The organism is Pseudomonas cavernae (genome assembly GCF_003595175.1).
Taxonomy (GTDB): Bacteria; Pseudomonadota; Gammaproteobacteria; order Pseudomonadales; family Pseudomonadaceae; genus Aquipseudomonas; species Aquipseudomonas cavernae.
In genome coordinates, this window is sequence record NZ_CP032419.1 from 2583498 (window position 1) to 2600867 (window position 17370).

The 17370-nt window shown below is 62.6% G+C and carries 15 protein-coding genes; 2 read left to right on the forward strand and 13 right to left on the reverse strand.

Going from position 1 to position 17370, the window contains the following annotated elements; translation table 11 throughout:
• Positions 1-18: 18 nt before the first annotated feature.
• From D3880_RS11825 to D3880_RS11855, 7 genes are all read right to left on the reverse strand, one after another.
• Positions 19-1056: a WD40/YVTN/BNR-like repeat-containing protein gene (locus D3880_RS11825; RefSeq protein ID WP_162934990.1), complete on the reverse strand. Its 1038-nt coding sequence runs from the start codon at positions 1054-1056 to the stop codon at positions 19-21.
• A gap of 92 nt (positions 1057-1148) precedes the next feature.
• A complete protein-coding gene (locus D3880_RS11830; RefSeq protein WP_119893630.1) occupies positions 1149-2522 on the reverse strand; it encodes a DUF1329 domain-containing protein in 1374 nt (457 codons plus the stop codon).
• Between the two features lie 10 nt (positions 2523-2532).
• Complete coding sequence (locus D3880_RS11835; RefSeq protein WP_119893631.1) at positions 2533-4230, reverse strand: DUF1302 domain-containing protein; 1698 nt, start codon at positions 4228-4230, stop codon at positions 2533-2535.
• A 111-nt stretch (positions 4231-4341) separates the two neighbouring features.
• Positions 4342-5559 (reverse strand): acyl-CoA dehydrogenase family protein, encoded by a 1218-nt coding sequence (locus D3880_RS11840; RefSeq protein ID WP_119895727.1) that lies wholly within the window; start codon positions 5557-5559, stop codon positions 4342-4344.
• 41 nt (positions 5560-5600) lie between these two features.
• Entirely contained in the window at positions 5601-6134 is a 534-nt protein-coding gene (locus D3880_RS11845; protein WP_119893632.1) for a flavin reductase family protein, read from the reverse strand.
• The gene (locus tag D3880_RS11850; RefSeq protein ID WP_119893633.1) at positions 6134-7015 is read right to left on the reverse strand and encodes an alpha/beta fold hydrolase; all 882 of its coding nucleotides are present in this window, start codon (positions 7013-7015) and stop codon (positions 6134-6136) included. The genes D3880_RS11845 and D3880_RS11850 overlap by 1 nt, the downstream gene beginning before the upstream one ends.
• Positions 7016-7044: 29 nt before the next feature.
• Positions 7045-7971: a VOC family protein gene (locus D3880_RS11855; protein WP_119893634.1), complete on the reverse strand. Its 927-nt coding sequence runs from the start codon at positions 7969-7971 to the stop codon at positions 7045-7047.
• 428 nt (positions 7972-8399) lie between these two features.
• On the opposite strand from D3880_RS11855, the gene D3880_RS11860 reads away from it, so the two are divergent.
• The gene (locus D3880_RS11860) at positions 8400-10244 is read left to right on the forward strand and encodes a sigma-54-dependent Fis family transcriptional regulator (RefSeq protein ID WP_119893635.1); all 1845 of its coding nucleotides are present in this window, start codon (positions 8400-8402) and stop codon (positions 10242-10244) included.
• Positions 10245-10252: 8 nt separating this feature from the next.
• Here the strand turns inward: D3880_RS11860 and D3880_RS11865 are convergent, their stop codons facing one another.
• The 4 genes from D3880_RS11865 to D3880_RS11880 form a co-directional block, all read right to left on the reverse strand.
• The gene (locus tag D3880_RS11865) at positions 10253-11587 is read right to left on the reverse strand and encodes an MFS transporter (RefSeq protein WP_119893636.1); all 1335 of its coding nucleotides are present in this window, start codon (positions 11585-11587) and stop codon (positions 10253-10255) included.
• 108 nt (positions 11588-11695) lie between these two features.
• Positions 11696-12271, reverse strand: coding sequence for a cysteine hydrolase family protein (locus D3880_RS11870; RefSeq protein WP_119893637.1), 576 nt, complete (start codon positions 12269-12271; stop codon positions 11696-11698).
• A gap of 46 nt (positions 12272-12317) precedes the next feature.
• Entirely contained in the window at positions 12318-13049 is a 732-nt protein-coding gene (locus D3880_RS11875; protein WP_238474347.1) for an SDR family NAD(P)-dependent oxidoreductase, read from the reverse strand.
• Between the two features lie 16 nt (positions 13050-13065).
• Positions 13066-14508, reverse strand: coding sequence for an FAD-dependent oxidoreductase (locus D3880_RS11880; RefSeq protein ID WP_119893639.1), 1443 nt, complete (start codon positions 14506-14508; stop codon positions 13066-13068).
• 99 nt (positions 14509-14607) lie between these two features.
• Here D3880_RS11880 and D3880_RS11885 point away from each other — a divergent pair, with 99 nt between their 5' ends.
• Entirely contained in the window at positions 14608-15558 is a 951-nt protein-coding gene (locus D3880_RS11885; protein WP_119893640.1) for a LysR family transcriptional regulator, read from the forward strand.
• Between the two features lie 15 nt (positions 15559-15573).
• On the opposite strand, the gene D3880_RS11890 is transcribed toward D3880_RS11885, so the two are convergent.
• Together D3880_RS11890 and D3880_RS11895 are read right to left on the reverse strand one after the other, a co-directional pair.
• On the reverse strand, positions 15574-16575 hold the full coding sequence (locus tag D3880_RS11890) for an electron transfer flavoprotein subunit alpha/FixB family protein (RefSeq protein ID WP_119893641.1): 1002 nt from the start codon (positions 16573-16575) through the stop codon (positions 15574-15576).
• A complete protein-coding gene (locus tag D3880_RS11895) occupies positions 16572-17357 on the reverse strand; it encodes an electron transfer flavoprotein subunit beta/FixA family protein (RefSeq protein ID WP_119893642.1) in 786 nt (261 codons plus the stop codon). The genes D3880_RS11890 and D3880_RS11895 overlap by 4 nt, the downstream gene beginning before the upstream one ends.
• Between the last annotated feature and the right edge of the window lie 13 nt (positions 17358-17370).

Here is a 17370-nt window from a genome sequence, read left to right on the forward strand (position 1 = left end):
TTGGAGGCTGAAAACAGGTTATTCGAGGTCAGTGGCCTGGAAGCGGGTAATCCCGCGCAGGCCGACCGCCAATACGCTGCCGTCTTGCAGAGGCGTCAGTGCGGTGAAGGAAAACTGGTTCTCGGGCTTCACCAGCCGGAAAGTGCGTCCCGCGTCCTGGCTGTACCAACCGGCGCCGGACGCATCGGCGAGCAGAATCGCGCCGCTGCCCAACAGGGCTCCGGCTGTCAGGCTCTGCGTGGTCCGGAGGGCAATCTGTTGCCACTCGGAATTAGCGCCCTGCCAGCGGAACACATGCCCGCGCAACCCATAGGCAATCAGGGCGCCATCGGCGCTGGTGAGCAGGCCGAAGAAGCTGCCGTCATAAGGTTCGGCTAGCACTTGCACAGTGGCCAGATCACTGCCAGCCCGGTACAGGCCGCCCTGCTCGCCCGCCAGGTAGAGACCTTCGGGCGCTGCGGTAATGGCATTTATATGGCGCTGATCGGTACCGCGCAGCGCAGCCAGTGACGGCTGCCAGTGCTGACCACCGTCTTCGGTGCGCAAGACCAGACCGTAGGCACCGACCGCAGTGGCTTGCTGCGTGCCGGCACAGTGGATATCCAGGAACGGCTTGTCGGCACCGTCTGCTACGAGCATTTCTGCGCTGTCGAGCAGATCGCTCTGCTGGCGACGCGCCTCGTCGACGAGTGCCGACGCCACCTGATGGCCCTGCAACTGCAGCGACCAGGTCTGGCCAGCATCGCCAGTCGCCAGAATCACGCCGCGATGGCCCACAGCCCAGCCGCGGCGATCATCGGCAAAACATACCCCGGTGAGGGTCACACTGACGGGCACCTGGGCCTGCTGCCAGCTGTTGCCTTCGTCATCGGAGTAAAGAATGTGTCCGCGCGCACCCACAGTGACCAAACGCTGGCCAGCACGGGCGATATCGCTGAGCATCGAGTGCTCGGCAAGGCGGGAAGTAACGGCCGGCTGCGACAGGCTGTCGGGGAGAACCCCGGTATGCTCAGACACGGCTTGCACGCTAGTGACTGCTGACAAGGCCAGCAGCACGGATATTGTTATGTTTTTCACCAGTACCACTCCGTTTGCGCATTTATGTTGTCCGCCACCCGAAACCGAGTGGCGGACAACAGAACATCAACTTAACGGCCGCTCATCCTGAGCAGGGACTGCGGCGAGAAGTAGGTGTCCGGACGGCGCTCGGCCATCGCGTACTGCTTATCGCCGGCATCACCCAAGGCACAGTTGTAGATCCAGGCCTTGGTACGATGGTCGTGGAAGAAGCCGGTGCAGAAGTTCACCGTGGCCGGGATGTCCGGTGCCGCAAACGGGGTGGTCAGCGAGGTGCGCCACAGGGTGCCCTCGGCGTCCCAGCCATCGAGGATGGCGGTGCCCCAGTTGTCTTCGTCGTAGTAGTACTTGCGCTTGGGCACGGCATGGCGACTGCCAGCCTTGAGGGTGGACTCGACCTCCCACACACGGTGTAGTTCCCAGCGCATAAACTCCGGTTTGACGTGACGCGTGGCCATAACCGCCTCGTCCTTGTTGGCCAGCAAGGCGTTGTTGTTGTAGGGAATGATCATTTCCTTCTTGCCGATCAACTTCCAGTCGTAGCGCTCGGGTGAACCGGTGCCGCCGAAGGTTTCGTCGACGAAGTTGGTGCCGGAGGCCACCGAGTTCGGCGTGTCGAAGTTGATGCTCGGGGCTTGGCGCACGCGCCGCTGGCCGGCCAGGTACTGCCACAGGGTGCGCCCCTTCACGTGGTCCAGCACGTTATGCACCATCAGCGCCTCACCGGCACGGAAGGCTGGCTCGTACGCCAGCTGGATGGCCAGCATGTAGCGGGCATCCGGCATGCTCGCGAACGACTCGCCCTTGTAGTAGTACGGGTACTGACCGTAGTCGACTGCGGCGGTGGCGAGGAGGTGCTTGCCATCGGCGGTGGTGGTCCAGACCTTGTACTTGGTGTCGGTGGACTCGCCGCGCCACAGGGTCAGGTGGTTCCAATGCACTTCAAGACCGCTCTTGGGAACCGGGAAGGGTGCCCCGCCAAAGGCGCCCTTGACGGTCAGACCGTCGTTTTCCAGGGTCGCGCGGGTGGCATTCTCGAAGGTGTTGTCATATACGGCCTGCGGTGCCGCTGCGGTACGCCGGGTCGGGTAGACATCGATGCGGAAGGTGCTCGGGTTGTCCTTGAACAGCTGCTGCACGCCATCGGCCAGCTTATCCCGGTACTGATCCAGGTTGGCCGCGGTGATGGTGTACAGCGGCTTGTCGGCGGCAAAAGGATCGACGTTGCGCTGGCCCTGCTTGTAGCCGGCGGGAACCGTGGTGAAGCCGCCATCCCAGGCCGGGATGCTGCCGTCGGCATTGCCGGCACGCTCGGCCCCCATGGGCGTCAGCTCGCTCTTCAGTTTGGCAGCTTCGGCAGGGGAAACCGCAGCCTGGGCGGAGGCGATGCTCAGCGCCAGAAGCGAGGCGCAGAGAGCGAGATGTCGAATCTTAATGTTATGCATGAGCTGCTCCTCAGAACGTGTAGGACGCATTGAGCGAAAGGAAGTCGCGGTCGGAGTTGGTCTGCTCGAAGGTCTTGATGCCGCCGATGCTGGTAGGCGCGGACGGACCATAGAAGCCGTTGTAACTCAGGGCCACGGTGACTACTTTCACGAAGTCGAAGGACAGACCAATGTTGTAGTTGCCGCCCTTGTCTTGGCTGAAACCGCCGACCGCCGAGGAACGCCCATCGATGCCGTAGCCGAAGCCCATGGGTACGTTGAGGTCCACGCCGTCGAACACTTGGAAGTAGGTCGGGGTGAACACCACGCGCATGGCGGTTGCATCACGGGTGCTGTTCGGATCGAGGTTCTGCGGGTTCTTGTCCACCGACAGGGTGCGGTTCCAGGCCACCTCGCCGAGCAGTGCAGCGCTGTCCCACAAGGCATTGCCCGGCATGACCCGAATCATGTTGATTTGCGCGTGAGCGGTCTTGCCGATGGCATACAGCGCTTCGTCGTTGTTGTCGGCCACAGGCACCGGGGCAACCGCACTGAGGTCAGCGACTGTCAGGCTGACCAGCGGTGCATTGCGCCGGATCGAGGCCTCGAAGGCCACGTTGGCATCACCGACGCCCTTGTTGACACTGAAGCCGTAGGCCTCTATGTCCTCCGGGAACACCAGCATGTATTCGCCGATTTTGTCAGCCGGTGTGCCAGGACCAACTCCCGCACCGGGGCGTACTTGCACCTGGAAGTTCTTGTCGTGGTAGCGGATGGCGTACAGGCCGAATTCGGTACCGATGTCTTCGGCGCGGTAGCGCAGCTGTGCGCCGAACTGGCCGGAGTCACGCGCCTCGATATCGTCGGCACGGTAGAAGGAAGCGACAGGACCAACATTCGGTACAGCGGCAACTATGATGCGCTCGCCACCGCCATCGAGCAGATCCGCCGGGCTGAAATAGCTGCCAGCCGCCGGAATGCGGGTGCGTTCCCACTCGAACTGATAGTAGCCACCGACCGACAGGGCCGGGGTCAGCTGCAACTCGGTGGAGAACTGCTCGACTGGCAGGGCCAGCTCCTTGAACTGCGAGTTGGGTACCGACAGAGCCTGGATGGCGTTGATCGGCTGCATGCCGCCGGCAATGCCGTTGTTGCCGAAGAACAGACTTTCGCCGTACAGCAACGAGTGTTGGCCCAGCCGCGCCACGCCCCAGCGATCGCCGCCCAGGCTGAAATCGCTGTAGACAAAGGCGTCACGGATTTCCGCGTCGCGGCCATGCAGGTCGCGGGTCTCGTCGGTGAACTCGTCATGGTCGACCGACACCGAGTTCGCCGTGAATGGCGAGTCGTTATCGTTCTTCTTGTTGTAGATATCGTCATACCAGGCGGCCGCACTGACGCGCGCACCAGTACCCTTGTAGTCGACGTCGAACTCGGAGAACAGATCGACACGGTTGTTGATCATCGAACCCTTGTCGAAGTTGCGGTCCCCGTCATCCAGCGTAGGGTCTGCAATCTGCTTATCATGCTGATCCTTCACCCGCCAGGCACCGGTGTACTTGACGTTGGTATCGAGACGAATCTTCAGATCGTCGCTACCAGTATCGAACTGAAAGGCCTGCACGGGCAGTACCGAGCAAGCCAACAGCGCGGCGCTGAGGGTGGAAAGGCGAAAGGTCTTTTCAAACGCACGAACCGGGCGCAATGCCTGCTGGTTAAGTGTGGCCATCTAGCACCTCATAGGGACGGTATCCCGTCTTTTGTTTTTATTTAAAGCGCTGCCGGAGCCTGGCACCGGCAGCGGGTGTTACAGCGAGAATCGGGGTTCTGTTAGCGCAAGTCAGTCGTTGATGCTCACCGCACTGAGGCCAAAGATCATCGGCGGCAGGGTCTGGCCCAGCAGGTAGGCGCCGAGCATGCCGGCGGTGTCGTCAGCGTTCTGGGTGATGTGGTTGGAGGCGGCAATCACGTCGCGCATGATTCGTTGCAGCGGGTTGTTCAGGTAGATACCACGCGCCGAGGTGGCCTTGAACAAAAGCATCACGGCCTCTTCGCAATCGCGGCCGACCCGGGCGATATCGAGCATGTGGTGGACGCGGTCGTAGGTCGGTACCAGCTCGCGGCGGGCCACGGTGTCGCTGGTGTCAGCCATCATCTGCAGCAGCCGAGCGCGGGCCGAACGCACACGAACCACGGCATTGCCCAGCCGATCCTTGACGTAGGGACTGAGCGCCGCCCCACCACCATCAGTGGTGTTGGTGCGCACACTCATCTGGCGGATGTACTCGTCGATACCCCCTTGGGCCATGCCGACGATCAGCGCGGACACCGCACCAAAGAAGATCTGGTTGAACGGGAAAAGGTAGTGGGTGCCGCGATCGCTGTTTTCGTAGCGGATCAGGCTATGTACCCGGTGGTAGGGAACAAAGGTTTCCTTGACCACCAAGCTCTTGCTGCCGGTACCGGCCAAACCGAAGGTGTGCCAGTCGTCTTCGATTTCCCAGGCCGAGCTGGGCACCAGCATCGACAAGCGGTCGATGACATTGCCGTTGGCATCGCGGCGCAGACCGCCGAGGAACCCCCACTTGCCATGATCGCAGCCGCTGGACGTCTTCCAGGTACCGCTGATCATGTAACCGCCTTCAACCTCGACCACCTTGCCGAACGGCGGATAGGACGAGGCGATAATGACCGCATCATCTTCACCCCAGACATCCTCGCAGGCCTGAGCGCTGAGCGTGCCGAACTCCCACTGATGGACGCCCAGGATCATCATGTTCCAGGCGCTGCTGCAGCAACCGCGGCCGAGCTCCATCAGCACCTTGTAGAACACCGCCGGGTTCATTTCCCAGCCACCGTAGGCGGCCGGTTGCAAAATCTTGAAGAAGCCGGCATCGACGAATGCCTGGATGGTTTCCTTGGAGACCATACGGTTCTTTTCCACCGACTCCGCCTTGTCCATCAGCATCGGAATCAGATCGCGTGCCCGCTGAATCAGCTCGGCCTCACTGGGAACAGGGCTAGCCGTCGAGGTGCTTTTCTTAAGTACATTCGTCATCTTCATCTCTCTCTTTATTGTTTTCAGCGGGCAGCCAGCACTCAGCCGAGAGCCGCGAAATTTCCGTTGAAGTACATCAGGGGGGATTCCTGATTCATCCGCCCGGCCAAACCGATGACCTCGCAGAGAAACATGTCGTGGGTGCTGGCCGGAATGACCTCGACCACCTTGCACTCGAAGCTGACCAGTGCATCCTGCAGCACCGGCACACCGCTCAACCCGTCCGCCCACAGCCCGTCGGCGAAACGCTCCTCGCCGACCACGCCCTCGACCATGCCGGCAAACCGTTTGGCGATGGTTTCCTGTTGCTGCCCGAGCACATTGACACTCAGGTTGCGGCTGCCACTGATAACCCTGTGTGCATAGACATTGCGGTTGACGCACACCAGCAGCTGTGGCGGATCGGCGGTGATCGAACAGACCGCCGTCGCGGTCAGGCCCGCGCGCTTGCTGCCGTCGGCGCTGGCAATCACCACACAGGCACCGGCCAGGTTGCGCATCGCCTGGCAAAAGTCCGGCGTAGGCACCGGCCCGATAGATTCCGCCTGGCGCATGGCCATGACTTGAGCACTCATTACGCCACCCTCCCGCTGGACAGGAAATTCAGCACGACCTGGTTGAACTCTTCGGGCGACTCGTACTGCGGCCAATGCCCCGCCAGTTTCTTCATCACATACAGCTGGCCCTTGGGCAGGCGCGGCAGCGCCAACTCGGCAGCGGCCACGTCGTGAATGGGGTTATGGCTGGTCCACAGCAGCAGCGATTCGCACTGCACCTTTTCCAGTTCGATCATGTCGGGCGTGCCGCCCTCGTTGACCTTGCGCAGGCGCGAGTAGACCAGAGGCGCGCTGGCCTGGAAGTCCTCGCGGCTGTAAATCGCTAGGCGCGAGTTGACCAACTCCTCGCTTAGCAGATCCCAGTTGCCCTCGTAGAGCAGCCACTGCATGCGCGCCAGCACGCTGTCGAAGCTGGGCTTCTGCCCGGAACTCTTGGCCGACAGTTCGGCCAGGTTTTTCAGGTCCTGACGGCCCTGTTCGCTGACGATCGGAATGCCGCCGGTGGTGTTGAACACGGCACGCATCACCCGCTGCGGATAGCGCACGGCAAAACCACCGGTCACCACGCCACCGAGCGATTCGCCCGAGATGTGCGCCTTGTCGATGCCCATCACGTCGAGCAGTTCACGCAACTGCTCGACGTAATCGCTGATCGAATACTCGATATCCAGCTTCTTGGCCGACAGGCCGTGACCGACGTAATCGAAGGCAATCACATGGTAGTGCTCGCCGAGCGCCACCACGTTCTTGGCATAGGCTTCCAGATGACCACCAATGCCGTGCATCAGGATCAGTGCCTCAGGCTTGCCGTGGCCAGCCTCGGCAATACGAGTGCGACCATAGGTGGGCAGATCGACGTAACGGATCTCGGCCCCGAGAAAATCCAACCAGATACTCATGACGTTATGTCTCCAAGTCGGGCAAACGCTCAGGAGAGCGGATGCTCCTCGGTTTCCTGGATCACGATCGGGTTGCGCTTGTGGCCCCAATCACTCATCTGCTGGTAGGTCTTCACTTCCCAGCTGTTCTCATCGATCACCACACCGCCCCAGCCAAACTCGTAGTTGAAGCCCGAGGGGGTCTGCGCATAGAAGGAGAACGTCTTGTCGTTCGGGTGATGGCCCAGCTCCAGCACGATGTTCAGGCCGGCGGCCTTGGCCCGGTCATAGGCCAGGCCGACGTCGTCCATGTCCTCGACCTGCACCATGAAGTGGTTGAGCACCTTGGGGGTCGGCGCCTGGGCGGTGGCGATGGAATGGTGACGGCCGGTCTTGGTGTGAAAGAAGGTCGCCTCGACCAGCATGCCCGGCTGCACTTCCTGGCGGATGTAGTCGCTGACGCGCAGCTTCAGCACGTCCTTGTAGAAGGCGACGGTTTCCGGGCCGTTGTCGCGGTTGGCGAACGGCAGGATATGACCGACGCCCAGATCACCGGTGACGAAGCGACCCTTGAGCACCTTGGAGCGGAACTGATCCTTGAGATTGGCGACGCCATGCCCGAAGAAGAATTCATGGGCATAGCCATTCGGGTCCTGGCAGGTATAGGCCTTTTCCACGTGACGGCGACGCGCCAGCTCGGGGCTCAGTTGGGTCAGTTCGACCCCCTTGGCCTTGAGCTCGGCGACGTAAGACTCCAGCTCTGGTTCGCTGGTGAACTCCCAGCCCGCCACAATCAGGTCGTCGCACGGATTCAGTTCAAGGAAGAAACGCTGGCAATATTCGTCCATACGCAAGGACATGCTGGTTTCGTCGCGCTGGGCGATCTGCATGCCCATGACGTCCGTTGCAAAGACTTGCCACTTGTCCAGGTCGCTGACGCCAAAACCGACGTAACCCAGAGATGAAATCTCGGCCACTGCCTTACCTCCTGATTGTTGTTGTTTCCCCAGCCGAGCGGCAGGCTCGGGCAGGGTGAAAACACCGACCCGATAAGGGGGTGTTTTGTCTGACAAGGAGTAGGCAACGACTGTGCCAGCAATGCCGGATCGCTTAATTAAGTTTTTAATTCAATATAAACAATGAGTTATGAATTAACCGAGGACCATTAACCAAGCCGATGCTTGGGCTGAGCAGAACGGCAAGTTCATCAAATTCGAATAGCTGCGAATTTGATGAATTAAAAGTCATAACATTTATGACCTACCGGTCATTCTGGTCGGCATAGCGCCGACTCAACGGTCGAGCCCTGCTATCATGGCGGTCAATTTCAACCCGCCACGCTCCCGCCGAAACGGGTAAGGCAGCGCCGCAACTCCACTGAAAAATCTAAAACCTGGAGACCACGATGAGCGCACAGACAGGTAATGGCTCCGCGCAGACGCTCGGCCAGGCAGTGCTCAAGGACATCATTACCGACCTGCGCTTTCCGGACATGAAAGACCTGGTCGAACACCTTCATTTCCGCCCCGATGAGGGTGCCATTTGGCTCGCCGAAAAACGCATGTTACTGCTGCATGCCGAGGCCTTCGGCACGCTGCGCGAAGAGCTGCTGGAAACCATGGGCACCGAGTACACCCGAGGGCTGATGACGCGTATTGGCTACCTGTCCGGCAGCCGCGATGCCGATCTAGCAATCAAGACCCGTATTAATGGCTCGGAGCTGGACATTCTGGCTGCGGGCGCTCAGTTGCACTCCTTGAGCGGCATGGTTCGAGTCGAACCGGTACGCATTGAGGCCGACCAGACCAAGGGTTACCTGTACGGCGAGTTCACCTGGACGCATTCACTGGAAGGCGACCAGCATGTGGCACTCAGGGGCCACAGCCACGACCCTATCTGCTGGATGGAGGTCGGTTACAGCTCCGGCTTCCTGACCCGCCTGATGGGCAAGCGCATTCTGGTCCGCGAAACCCAATGCCGTGGGGCTGGCGATGAGGTATGCCGCGCCGTGGCACGACCCATCGAGGATTGGGACGATCCTGAAGAAGACCTCAAGTTCTTCCAGCCACGCTCGACGGACCGCCTCACTCGTAATCCGCCGCCCGAGCAGATGGATACTGCCGAAGCCAAACAGGCCAAAGCGCCGTTCGGTCTCGAGTTCGAAACCCAGGACCCGGCTTCGCTAAACCGGCCGGTGGGCAACTCGGCAGCCTACATTTCGGTCCTGCACAAGATTTTGCGGGTCGCCAGCACTAATGCGAGTGTGCTGCTACTGGGTGAAAGCGGAGTCGGCAAGACCATGTTCGCCCATGAAGTACACGCCAACAGCCGTCGAGCGCAGAAGCCCTTCATCGAGATCAACTGCGCCGCTATTCCGGAGCAACTTATCGAGTCGGAGCTCTTTGGAGTTCAGCGCGGCGCATACTCGGGGGCAACCGAGCCCCGTCCGGGCCGCTTTGAAATCGCCGACGGCGGGACCATTCTCCTGGATGAGATCGGCACCCTGAGTATGACGGCGCAAGGCAAGCTGCTGCGCGTATTGCAAACTGGCGAGCTCGAACGCCTGGGCAGTAACAAGACCGTCAAGGTAGACGTCAGAGTAATCGCGGCAACCAACGAAGACCTCGGCGATGCCGTCAAGCACGGCCGCTTTCGCGGCGACCTGTTCTATCGCCTGAACGTTTTTCCGGTGACAATTGCTCCACTGCGCGAACGCAAGGACGACCTACCACTGCTGCTCGAAAGCTGCGTCAACAAACTGTCTCGCCTGCACGGACGGCATATCCCTGGTATCACCCCGCGCGCCCTGCAACGTGTCCTGGACTATCAGTGGCCCGGCAATATCCGCGAGTTCGAAAATGTCATCGAACGGGCGGTGATACTCGCCGACGACGGCGATCCCATCGATATCCGCCACCTCTCGGGCATCGAAGAAGCCGAGGGCACGCCGCAACTGGGCACCGTCAGCTGGGATCAGGCGCCAGTTATCGGTATCCGTCTGCCAAAAGGCGAGCCAGCCGCCGTCGGGGCTGGCCAGCAAGAGAATGCCAGCCACCAACAGCTCCTCCAGTTAGCCAGACGAACCCTGCAACGCGGTCCGATCAAACTACCTGAGATCGAAGACGTATATATCGAGGAAGCCATGAAAATGAGCGAGGGCAAGGTCTCCAAGGCCGCAGCGCTACTCGGCCTGAGCCGCGCCCAACTCGATTACCGCTTGAAGAAGATGGCCGGCGAGCGCCTGGACTGAGGCGCGCCTCAATTCAGGCGGCGCGAGGTCCGGAGCGCCCACAAAAATAATAGGCCGAGCATCGCGAAGATAACCGAGTAAGGTGCGCTACCGGCCGGTAGCGCGCTCCAGCCCTTCAGGTTGGCCGCGCTAAGGCTGGCCAGCAGTACTCCGATCATGGTGATGCCTAGCGCTCCGCCGGCCTGCCGCAATAACGTGGTGACAACGGTGCCGCGCCTCAGCAACTCGTCCGGTACGGCACGAACCATCGCCGTGTACAAGCTGGGAATGATCATGCCCAGGCCAATACGACCAAGCACAATGCCGAGGGCAATTAGACCCAAACTGGCCGGTAACGCCAGCAATAGACAGGAAAAAGCGAAGCAGGCCAGGCCGATCATCACCACCAGTCGCGGCGAGAAGCGGTCTACCAGCTGACCGGCCATCTGGATACTCAGGGCCAGCGCCAGGCCGCCAAGCAGCATCAGGTTGCCGGTGGTAACCGCCGACTCACCGAGGCCATCTTGCAACAGCAACGGAACCAAAAAAATCGAGCCATACATGCCGGCACCGTAAGCTACGGTGACGAGGATGCCACTGAGAAAACGCGGATAGCGGAACAGCTTGGGCGCAATCAGGGGTTCCTCGCTGCGCTCTTGCTGGTGCCAGAACACGACCAGTAACAGCAACCAGGCAACGACCAGCACCGCGGCCAACCAGGTCGAATAAGCCAGCAGTGGCGGCCAGGCAAAGACTACGGCTACCAGGCAGGCGAGCAGAACCAGTCCAGGTAAATCCAGCCGCCCTTGCCCAACACGCTGGTGCAGGTCAACTGGCCGCGCCCAAGCCACCAGTCCAAGCGCGATAAGGGCCGGCGGAACACCAAGCCAGAAGGTATAGCGCCAGCCAAACAGTTCAACCACAAAGCCAGCCAAGGTCGGCCCAAGGGCCGGAGCCATCACCACTCCTAAGCCGAACATGGACATGGTGCGCCCCTGTTTCTCAGGCAGAGCCGACTCTAAAATCAAAAACAGTGACAACGGCTGGATAATGCCTGCACACAAGCCTTGCAAACCGCGAGCAATGAGCATGGCGGAAAAGCTGTCGGAAACGCCCGCCAACAAAGAAACCAGCACATAAAGCAGCAGCAGAGCGCGAAACACCCACCAAGCGCCGAAACGATCGGCAATCCAGGCTGCCAGCGGCGCACAGACCACGGTCATACCAAGAAATACCGAAGAGAACTGCTGGGCGAGGTGATGACTGATGGCTAAGTCGCGCATCATCGGGGCAATCGCCACATTGATAGTGGTAGCGGACATGACCACAGCAAAGGAGCCAATGACCAGTGCTGCGGTTTCCATACGACTGGTTGCGCGACCCACCCTGCCCCCTCGAGCCTAATAAAAAAAGCCCGACATAGTGATTCATGGTCGGGCTGCAAATCATGCTCCCGTGACCGGGAAGCAGATTCAGGTAAAGGCCAACTCGGAGTTGGCCACGGAGCAGAAGCGGCTGATGCTAGCCACGGAGTTTTCGTGTTCCTGGGCGGACGGCGAAGCACAGCAATCCTCCAGCAACACCACATCGAAATCACGGTCATGGGCGTCACGCACGGTGGCCTGCACCACGGCCTGGGTGCTCACGCCGCTGCAGTAGATGCGCTCGATGCCTTCACGTTTTAGCAGCAGCTCCAGGCGCGTCTGGTAGAACGGGGAAACACGGTGCTTGACGATGTCCCACTCGCCGTCCTGCGGAGCCAGCGCTTCGTGAACCTGACCGCCCCAGGCATTCATCTTGAGGATGCCGTTCTTAGCGATGGGGCCGAACACCTGGGAGTTCGGGTTGGCCTCACGGTGATCGTCGGAGAAGGCCACACGGACGAAGGCGATCGGGATGCCCTCGGCGCGGGCCCGAGCGATGGCCGTAGCGGTTCGAGCGATGATCTCGCGCGCCCGCACCTGCTCGCCCAGCGGGCCTTTGCCGCTGGCGCCGTCCGCGTGCACCAGGTCGTTCTGCATGTCCAGGACTAGGTAAATACTTTTCATGGTTGTTGGTCTCTGCTGAGTTGAATGGAGGAATGCTTGGGTTGAATCAGTCGCACCAGAGGGCGCCGTTGACGTCGAGAATTTCCCCGGAGATGAAGCCGGCCTTGGCCGAGAGCAGGAAGTACACCGCCTCTGCCACGTCCTCGGGGCTGCCCATACGCCCGACGGGCACCAGGGCCCGCAGGTTGTCCGGGAACACCGTGGTCATAGCTGTGGCAATCGGCCCCGGCGCCACCGCATTGACCCGCACGCCCTGACTGGCCAGTTCCTTGGCGAGGAACAGGGTCAGGGTATGCACCGCCGCCTTCGACATGCCGTAGGCCACGTTGCCGGCCACCTCCTGCTCACCGCGGTCCAGCCAGGGTCGAGCATTGCCACCATTCTTGCCGACCACCGAGCCGATGTTGACGATGGCGCCGCGCCGACGTTCGGCCATCAGCTGGCCGACCAGTTGGCAGGGCACCAGGGTGCCCTGCACGTTGATGCGCATCACCCGCTCGAACTCGGCGATGGACAGCCCCAGGGCGCTGCCCTTGGAGACGATGCCGGCCACGTTGACCAGCGCAGTGATCGGCCCCATCCGCCCTTCGACCTCGTCGATGACCTCGCGCACCTCGCTCTTCGCCGCCACATCGCAGACGAAGAACTGGGCCCGGGCCGGCAACGTCTGGGGCTCGCTCAGGTCCAGGGCCGCCACCTGGTAGCCCTCGGCCGCCAGTTGACGGCAGACCGCGGCGCCGATGGCGCCACTGGCGCCGGTAACCATTGCCACACTCATCTTCTTCTCCCTCACCTCAGCGGCCGGCAGCGCAGTAGCCCGCCTGGCGGCCAAATACCAGGCCCTTGAGCACCGAGGTGCCGCCGGCGTAGTTACCGAAGTACAGGCCCACGGTCTCGCCCGCGGCGTATAGGTTGGCGATCGCCTGCCCGTCGGCGTTGAGTACCCGAGCCTGCTCGTCGATCTTCAGGCCACCGAAGGTGAAGACATTGGCCGAGATGATCGGATAAGCCATGAACGGCCCCGCATCGAGCGGCCGCGCCCAGTTGCTCTTCGGCGGCAGCAGCCCCTCGGTGGCCAGGCCGTCGAGCCGCAGCGGGTGATAGTCGCCCGCGCGGCAAGCGGCGTTGTAGCGCGCCAGGCTGGCCTCCAGCGCCGCGGCCGGCACGCCGATCTTGCCCGCCAGCTCGGCCAGGGTCGGCGCCTCGATGGCCGGCTGGTCGGTGCGGATGCCCAGGCGGTAGTTGGGAATCTCCTTGACCTTCTGATCCAGCACCACCCAGGCAATGCCCTCGCTCTGCGCGTAGATCTGCCGGGTCACCCGCTCGTACCAGGCATCCACGGTGCCCGGTGCCTCGTCGGTGAAGCGCTCACCCTGCTGATTGATCAACACACCGTAGGGAAAGATGAAGATCGACGGCTCGGAAATGCCCGAGCGCGGGTCCACCGGCTCGGCGTGGTAGCTGCCAAACTCGCCAGCCGGCGCCGCGCCGATGTCCAAGGCCATGGCGATACCTTCGCCACGGTTGTAGTAGCCGCCCTTGCACACCGGACGCAGGAACACCGAACGCGGGCCCAGGTAGCGGGCGAGCATCTCGGCATTGCCCTCGAAGCCGCCGCTGGCCAGCACCACGGCGCCATGCAAGGCCAGTTCGCCGCGCTCGCGCGACCAGGCGCGCAGGCCAATGACGGTATTGCAGTCGGCGGTGATCAGCGACCGGCCACTGGTCTCGTAGAAGAACTCAACGCCCAGGGCCTCGGCCCGCGCCGCCAGAGCCTCGACTATGGCCTCGCCGCCGCCCACCGGCAGCAGGCGCGGCTGGGTGCTGGTAAGAAACTGGGTCGGCAGGAAGTCGAACTTCACGCCGTTGTCCTTGAGCCAATCGATGGTTTCCGGCACCAGTGCCGAGAACGTGCCGATCACCCCGGCATCGATGGAGGCTAGCGCCTTGGTCTGCGCCGACCAGGTATCGCGCTCGCGGAGGCTCTCGGCGACGAAATCCGGATCCTGATAGTACCCCGAATGCTCGGCGAGAAACGTATCGAAGTCATCGGTGACCTCTTCGTGACTCTTCATCCGCAGGTACGCCTCGGTGAACCGGCTCTGCCCACCGCGCTCCTCTTGCGTTGCCCGCTCGAGCACCGCCACGCGCAGGCCGCGTTCTCCCCCCGCCACCGCTGCCGACAGCCCGGCGACGCCACATCCAAGCACAACAAGATCGAACTTCAATTCAGTCATGTCTGTGTCTCCTCAAAGTGGCTGGTACTATAAGAATGCTCTCGCCGGCGTTCGAGCCAGGCAGAGCTAATGGGTTATTAGAAAAAGGTGAAGAACCAAATGGACAGACTCTGGGCCATGCAGGTGTTCGTGCGGGTGGTGGAATGCAGCAGCTTCAGCCGCGCGGCGGAGTCCCTGGATATCGCCAACGCCACCGTCACCTCTAGCGTGCGCAACCTGGAGAACTACCTGGGCACCACCCTGCTGTCGCGCAACACCCGAACCTTGCGACTGACCGATGCCGGGGAAAGCTATTTCCAACGCTGCACCGAGCTGTTGCGCCAAGTGGAAGAAGCCGAATCCTCCGTACGCGAAAAGCAGGGCGAGATCGCTGGCCAGCTGAGCGTCGAATCGCCGGCCGCCTTCGCCCGCGCACTGCTCTGCCCGGCCTTGCCTGCGTTTGCCGGGCAGCACCCGGAGTTGTCGGTGGCCTTGCGCCTCACCGACCATCCTGAGGATCTGATTGCCAGTGGCACCGATGTTGCCATCCGCATCGACTCGGTGAACGACGCCGACCTGGTAGCCCGACCGCTGTACCAGGCGCACTACGTCGCCTGCGTGTCGCCCGCCCTGCTGGCCGCCAGCGGCACGCCGCAGCAGCCTCGAGACTTAGACGCGCAGCGCTGCCTCGGCCTGCTCGGCCAGGGCCGTTATGCGCCGGCCCCCTGGTCGTTCAGCCGCGACGGCGACAGCATCGAACTGACGCCCCAGGGCAAACTGCACTTCAACAGCACGGACGCCCTGATCCAGGCCGCACTCGCCGATCAGGGCTACATCTACGTGCTCGACGTGTTCGTCAACGCGCTGATTTCATCCGGCCAGCTGGTGGAGCTGTTTCCCGGCTGGCATACCGGTGGGCGTACGTTTTACACCGTCACCCCCAAGACCCGCTTTGTCGCGCCACGCACCCGGGCCTTCATCCAGTTCATGCTGGAGACCCTGGATGCCCAGCGCCGCCCGCCACCGGAGGCCAGTATCGCCTTGCACCCGGGGCGGCACGGTCGCGGCTGAGTGGCTCGGCAACCGTCAGGAAACGGCTGACTCGCGCACAGATGCCAGCAGCGCCGGCAGCAGCGTCTGCCAGTCACCGACAGCACCGACAGCGGCAACCTTGAAGATGTCTGCCTCTGGGTCCTGGTTGATCGCCACGATTCGGGTATCCGGGCTGACTCCCGCCAGGTGTTGCGGCGTCCCGGAAATGCCGACCGCCAGGTAGATGTCCGGGCTGACAAACTTGCCGGACACCCCGACCTGACGCATCACCGGCACCAGCCCCGCATCCACCGCCGGCAAACTGCCACCCAGCGTACCGCCAAGGGCCACGGCCAGTTCTTCGAGCAGGAGGAAACCCTGTTCGTTGACACCGCGCCCACCGGACACCACCAACCTGGCTCCATCCAGCGGCGGCAACCGCTGCCCGGTAGGCCGCCGTTCCAGCGCCAGCGGCACGGGCAAGGCATCGTACAACAACAGTTCGGTGATCGGCGCCGCGCCCGTGCCTGCGAGTTGCGCACGACCACAGCGCAGACAGGCGAAGGCCACACCGTTTTCGACTCGCAAGCCCAGGCGCATGCGTCCGCCCCAGGCGGCACGCTCTGCCAGCAAGGCGTTGTCCTGCCAGCGCAGTTCGGCACAGCGGCCCAAGGCCTGGCCGTCCTGGCTGTCAGCCAGCCGCGCGGCCAACTCCTCGCCCGCCGCCCCCGGCGGCAGCAGCACCAGCGTCAGCGCGCCGGCCGCGGCCAACGGCTGAACCAGGGCCGTGCCGGCCGCAGCCGCCAGTGCCGCCGCGTCGTCGCGGCCGGCCAGAGCGGGATTCAGCGCCTGCCAGATCCGCGCCGCGCCGGCCTCTGCCGCCCGCCGACAGGCCTGTGGGTCCGCCTGCGCGCCCAGCAGTACCACCTCGAAGGTGCCGCCGCTGGCGGCGACACTCTGCGCCGCCGCCAGTACGGCATCCAACGCTTCCTCGCCCCACGCCAATGGCACCAGTACCAGCACTGGCGACCTTACCGCTGAACCCTGCGTGCTCATGCGCCAACCCCCTGCTCATTCAAATAGGCCAGCAGTGCGCTGGCCTGCTGTGCGGCGCTGCCTTCCAGCATGCGGCACTGGCCACCGCGCACGCTCACCCGTGCCACCCCCAGACTCGCCAGCGGCAATGCCGTCGGCTCCTCCACGCCGGCCGTCACGCCGGCAAAACTCATGCGTTTGGCCTCCATGACGTTCTTCATCAGTGGGTGGCGCAGCTTGTTGCGTTTATCGTTGGTGACGCTGGCCAGCAGCGGTTGAGAGACCTCCAGGGACTCCTCGCCCGCACCGCGCTCGCGCAGCAGGCGAACCTGGCCGCCGGCCCACTCGGCATGCTGGGCCAGGGCGAACAGCGGATAGCCGAGACGCTGCGCCAGCAATACGGGAATGCTGCCTTCGTCGAGGTCGCCGAACTCGCGGCCGATCAGCAGCAGATCAGCCCCCCCCTCGCTCTTGAGCAGACCGGCTATTTGCCCGGCCGTCAGCCGCGCATCCCAGGGGCAGGCAGGCTGCAGGTCGAGGCGGCGCAGTGAGTTGGGGCGAAACGCCGCCACCGTGCGCAGCATGGCCTCGTTGTTCGCACCGGCCAGCAACAGCACGTCGATCTGGCAGTCGCTGCGGGCATCGCGCAGTTTCAGCGCCAACTCCAGCGCCGCCTCGTCGAAGGGACTGAGCAGGCGCCGGGCATTGCCATTTTCCTCGATCAGCCCCTCAGCGCCGATGCTCAGGGTATGCAGCGGGAAGCGGATGTCCGCCACCCCAGCCAGTAACACCAGAATCTTCATAGCCAACTCCTAG

Bases quoted from the DNA above. Each gene is read 5' to 3' on its own strand.
- D3880_RS11880 (WP_119893639.1), bottom strand. From the start codon at position 14,508: ATGACTGAATTGAAGTTCGATCTTGTTGTGCTTGGATGTGGCGTCGCC.
- D3880_RS11865 (WP_119893636.1), bottom strand. From the start codon at position 11,587: ATGGAAACCGCAGCACTGGTCATTGGCTCCTTTGCTGTGGTCATGTCC.
- D3880_RS11830 (WP_119893630.1), bottom strand. From the start codon at position 2,522: ATGCATAACATTAAGATTCGACATCTCGCTCTCTGCGCCTCGCTTCTG.
- D3880_RS11890 (WP_119893641.1), bottom strand. From the start codon at position 16,575: ATGAGCACGCAGGGTTCAGCGGTAAGGTCGCCAGTGCTGGTACTGGTG.
- D3880_RS11835 (WP_119893631.1), bottom strand. From the start codon at position 4,230: ATGGCCACACTTAACCAGCAGGCATTGCGCCCGGTTCGTGCGTTTGAA.
- D3880_RS11840 (WP_119895727.1), bottom strand. From the start codon at position 5,559: ATGACGAATGTACTTAAGAAAAGCACCTCGACGGCTAGCCCTGTTCCC.
- D3880_RS11860 (WP_119893635.1), top strand. From the start codon at position 8,400: ATGAGCGCACAGACAGGTAATGGCTCCGCGCAGACGCTCGGCCAGGCA.
- D3880_RS11895 (WP_119893642.1), bottom strand. From the start codon at position 17,357: ATGAAGATTCTGGTGTTACTGGCTGGGGTGGCGGACATCCGCTTCCCG.
- D3880_RS11845 (WP_119893632.1), bottom strand. From the start codon at position 6,134: ATGAGTGCTCAAGTCATGGCCATGCGCCAGGCGGAATCTATCGGGCCG.
- D3880_RS11885 (WP_119893640.1), top strand. From the start codon at position 14,608: ATGGACAGACTCTGGGCCATGCAGGTGTTCGTGCGGGTGGTGGAATGC.
- D3880_RS11850 (WP_119893633.1), bottom strand. From the start codon at position 7,015: ATGAGTATCTGGTTGGATTTTCTCGGGGCCGAGATCCGTTACGTCGAT.
- D3880_RS11875 (WP_238474347.1), bottom strand. From the start codon at position 13,049: ATGAGTGTGGCAATGGTTACCGGCGCCAGTGGCGCCATCGGCGCCGCG.
- D3880_RS11870 (WP_119893637.1), bottom strand. From the start codon at position 12,271: ATGAAAAGTATTTACCTAGTCCTGGACATGCAGAACGACCTGGTGCAC.